This is a genomic window from Devosia insulae DS-56 (assembly GCF_000970465.2).
GTDB classification, from domain to species: domain Bacteria; phylum Pseudomonadota; class Alphaproteobacteria; order Rhizobiales; family Devosiaceae; genus Devosia_A; species Devosia_A insulae.
Genome location: NZ_LAJE02000036.1, coordinates 1 through 4,151, shown reverse-complemented (window position 1 = coordinate 4,151; position 4,151 = coordinate 1). Strand labels below are relative to the sequence as shown.

Genomic DNA, 4,151 nt, shown 5'->3' with positions numbered 1-4,151 from the left:
CTCGCCCGGCTTGCCGAGCACGATGCCCGGTGACTGGTGCCGCCGCTCGATACCGGACGAGGGCAGCGGCAGCTGCACCATGTCGAGCACCAGGCCGAACTTCGAAACGTGCTCGGCGTGTCGCATCAGGATATCACGGTCCCACTGCCAGGGGTCGCCGACCGGGTCGATGCACACATGCTTCACCCCCAGTTGTGCCAGCTGCCTGAGGTAGCGGTCGCCCACTTTGGCGAACTGATCGCCGCCGAGCTGCGTGCCTACGTACATTCATTCCCTCCAAGAATATGACTTCTTCAAAGTAGTATGATAGTTTCTCCATATCGGCAACGGGGGCAATGCGCTGCGCCTCTTCCGCAACCCGCTTGCCCCGCCTATGAATGCGCCTCAGAACCCCAGCCGAACGGCCCCGAACCCTGATGTCTTCCAGCCCTGCCATCCACCTCACCGACCGGGTCAAGCTCGACCTGTTGCGGCTGATCGAGACCAACGCCCTCAACCCCGGCGACAAGCTGCCGCCGGCCGATCGGCTGTGCGAGCAGTTTTCGGTGAGCCGCACCGTGGTGCGCGAGGCGATTGCCAGCCTCAAGGCCGAGGGCCGGCTGCGCTCGCTGCGCGGCAGCGGCGTCTATGTCAGCAAGCCCCCCCTGCCCGCTGGCGGCCTTTCCATGCTGATGGCGGCGCCTGAAGAGATCGGCGACGTGCTGGATTTCCTCGAGTTCCGCATCAGCGTCGAAGTCGAAGCGGCCGGGCTCGCGGCCGAGCGCCGGACCGAAACCAACCTCCTCCGCATGGAGCAGGCGATGACCCAGTTCAACCGCCACCTCAGCGACAACACGCTGGCCACCGATGCCGACCGCGCCTTCCACCGCGCCATCGCCGACGCCACCAACAACAAGCGCTTCCGCCTGTTCGTCGACGAGATGGGCGAGCGGCTGATCCCGCGCCGCGCTTTGGGCGCCAGTTTCTCCGACGACAAGAGCAAGTCGGAGTTCCTCGACGTCATCCGCACCGAGCATCAGCGCATCTTCGACGCCATCAGCGATCGGAAGCCCGACGAGGCCCGCGTCGCCATGCGGCAGCACCTTGAAGGCGGCCGCCGCCGCTATCGCGAATGGAGCCTCGCGCACGAAGATACCGGACAGTGAGCGCCCCTCAGATCACCACTGTCGTCGCCGACCGCTGCGATATCGGCGAGAGCCCGGTCTGGGACGAGCGCACGGGGCTGCTCTACTGGGTCGACATCACTCCCGGCACCATCCACCGCATCGATCCCGCGACCGGCGTGCGGCAGCGCTGGGAATTCGGCGAGCCGGTCGGCGCACTCGGGCTCTGCCGGTCTGAAAAGCTGGTCGTCGCGCTCAGGAGCACGGTGATCCTGTTCGACCCGCGCGATGGCAGCCGGCAGCAGCTCGCCACGGTGACGCACAAGAAATCCGAGATGCGGCTCAACGACGGCAAGGTCGGCCCCGATGGCGCCTTCTGGGTCGGCTCGATGGATGCGAGCGGCGAAGCCAACCCCGTCGGCGTGCTCTATCGCGTCGCTGCCGATGGCGGCGTCAGCGTCATCACCGAGAATTTCCGCATCTCCAACGGCCTCGCCTGGGACCCCGCCGGCACCCGCATGTACCATTCGGACTCGCGCGGCATCCGGGTCGATATCTACGATTTCGACCCGGTCAGCGGCACGGCCAGCAACCGCCGCCGCTGGCTCGAACTCGACGAAGCAACCGGCCGCCCCGACGGCGGCGCCTGCGATATCGACGGCAATTACTGGTCGGGCGGCGCATCGGCCAGCCGCCTCAACTGCTTCTCGCCCGAAGGCAAGCTCCTCCGCTGGGTCGATTTGCCGAACTTCCGCCCCACCATGCCCTGCTTCGGCGGTCCGGATCTGAGCACGCTATATGTCCCGAGCCTCAGTGCCGGCGTGCCGGCCGAGGATCTGGCGAAGTGGCCGCTGTGTGGCGCGATGGTGAGCTTTGCGAGTGGGACCAGGGGTGTGCCGGTCGGCAGGTTCGCGGACTGAGCGGACCCATCACGGGCGCCGCCCACGCTCCATCTCCCCCTCGGCGGGGGAGAAAGCGAAAACTTGGGCTTAGCGCAGCTAAGTCCTTAGTTTTCGCCAGAGAGGGGGTCGCGGGGAGGCACGGTGGCTCCGCATCCCCTCTCTTGCGATTTCTAAGGCTTAGCGAAGAGCTAAGCCCAAGAAATCGCATTCTCTCCCGCAAGGGGAGAGATGACGGAGAGGCCGGTGACTCCCCCCGCCCCACCTGCATCACTTCGTGCATCCACATCACATCTGCACATTTTTTCTGCATATCACCCATCAATGCACACATCTCCGTAGGCCGCTCCGCGAGTCTGTGCATAATCAGCTCGACCATCATCGAGGGGCCGAGCCTTGCAGATTTCTCCCGTCACCGCCGTCCAGCAGGCCCTTGCCGCCCTCGCCGCCTATGACGACCCCGCAACCTTCATCAGCCTCAAGCCTGAAGCCGCGCTGCTGGCCGAAGCCGAAGCGGTCGAAGCCGCTGGCCCCTCAGGCAAGCCGCTCTACGGGCTGATCTTTGCGGTGAAGGACAATATCGACGCGAAAGGCCTGCCGACCACCGCCGCCTGCCCTGACTTTGCCTATACCCCCGAGGCTTCCGCCTTTGTGGTCGCCCGGCTCGAGGCGGCCGGCGCCATCGTTTTGGGCAAGACCAACCTCGATCAGTTCGCCACCGGCCTCGTCGGCGTCCGTTCGCCCTATGGCGTGCCGCGCAATGTGCAGCGCGCCGACCTGGTGCCCGGCGGCTCGAGCTCGGGCTCGGCCGTGGCGGTCGCCGCCGGCATCGTCGATTTCGCGCTCGGCACCGATACCGCCGGTTCGGGCCGCATCCCCGCCGGGATGAACGGCATTGTCGGGCTGAAGCCGACCCTCGGGCTGTTCTCGGCCAGCGGGATGGTGCCGGCCTGCCGAACGCTCGATACCATCTCGGTGTTCGCGCGCGATGTCGCCACCGCCTTCCGCGTCACCACGGTGGCCGCCGCCTATGATGCCGCCGACGCCTTTTCGCGCCCGCTGCCGGCGCCCGCCCTCTCCGCCGCGCCACCAAGCCTGCGGGTCGGCGTGCCGCACCCGGCGCAGCGGAAATTCTTCGGCGACGCGGCGGCCGAGGCCTCCTATGCCGCCGACCTCGAACGCCTCGCGGCACTCGGCGCCGAGATCATCGAGGTGGATTTCGAGCCGCTGCACGCCGTGGCCCGGCTGCTCTACGAGGGGCCGTGGGTGGCAGAACGCTATGCCGCGACCAAGCGCCTGCTCGAAGCGAGCCCGAACTCCTTCCACCCGGTGACCCGCAAGATCATCGAAGGCGCCCGCGGCCTCACCGCCGTCTCGGCCTTCGAGGCGACCTACCGGCTGATGGATCTCAAGCGCGCCGTAGCGCCGCTGCTGGCCCGGCTCGATTGCCTAGCCGTGCCGACCGTGCCGCGCGCCTATACCGTGGCGGAGCTCACGGCCGACCCGATCACCCTCAACTCCAACCTCGGCAGCTACACCAACTTCGTCAACCTGCTCGATCTCGCCGCCCTCTCGGTACCGACGGACGCCCGCTCCGACGGCTTGCGCGGCAGCCTGACGCTGATCGGCCGCGCCGGCAGCGACGGCTATCTCGCCGGCATCGGCATGGCGCTGACGGGCGAAGTTCTGGACGCTCCCGTCCGCGCAACAGCGGAGCGCATCGAGATCGCCGTGGTCGGCGCCCACCTCTCCGGCCTGCCGCTCAATGGCGAACTGACCGGCCTAGGCGGCAACTTCCTTCGTACGGCCACCACCACGCCCGACTACCGGCTCTACGCCCTCCCCGGCACCACCCCGCCCAAGCCCGGCCTGCTGCGCGTCGCCGACGGCACGGGCGCGGGCGTCGCCACCGAAATCTGGTCGCTCGACGCGAGCGGCTTCGGCACCTTCGTCGCCAAGATCCCGTCGCCCCTGGGCATCGGCACGCTGCGCTTGGCGGATGGCACCACCGCCAAGGGGTTCGTGGTGGAAGCCGAGGCGATCAAGGGCGCGCGGGATATTTCGGAGTTCGGCGGCTGGCGGGGGTTTCTGGCGGCCGAGGTGACGGGTTAAGCGCCGCAGCCTCCTGCTCCCTTCGCCCCCTGAGGGG

At 67.7% G+C, this 4,151-nt stretch carries 3 protein-coding genes and 1 pseudogene; 3 read left to right on the top strand and 1 reads right to left on the bottom strand.

Features of this window, described 5'->3' with window-relative positions; genetic code table 11:
- Positions 1-267, bottom strand: a pseudogene (locus VW23_RS01335) (mannonate dehydratase); the annotation flags it as partial.
- Positions 268-416: 149 nt separating this feature from the next.
- On the opposite strand from VW23_RS01335, the gene VW23_RS01330 reads away from it, so the two are divergent.
- From VW23_RS01330 to atzF, 3 genes are all read left to right on the top strand, one after another.
- Entirely contained in the window at positions 417-1,145 is a 729-nt protein-coding gene (locus VW23_RS01330; RefSeq protein WP_069907799.1) for a FadR/GntR family transcriptional regulator, read from the top strand.
- Positions 1,142-2,023, top strand: a complete 882-nt coding sequence (locus VW23_RS01325) for an SMP-30/gluconolactonase/LRE family protein (RefSeq protein WP_244513328.1) — start codon at positions 1,142-1,144, stop codon at positions 2,021-2,023. The genes VW23_RS01330 and VW23_RS01325 overlap by 4 nt, the downstream gene beginning before the upstream one ends.
- 375 nt (positions 2,024-2,398) lie before the next feature.
- Complete coding sequence (atzF, locus tag VW23_RS01320; protein WP_069907798.1) at positions 2,399-4,114, top strand: allophanate hydrolase; 1,716 nt, start codon at positions 2,399-2,401, stop codon at positions 4,112-4,114.
- Positions 4,115-4,151 lie beyond the last annotated feature (37 nt).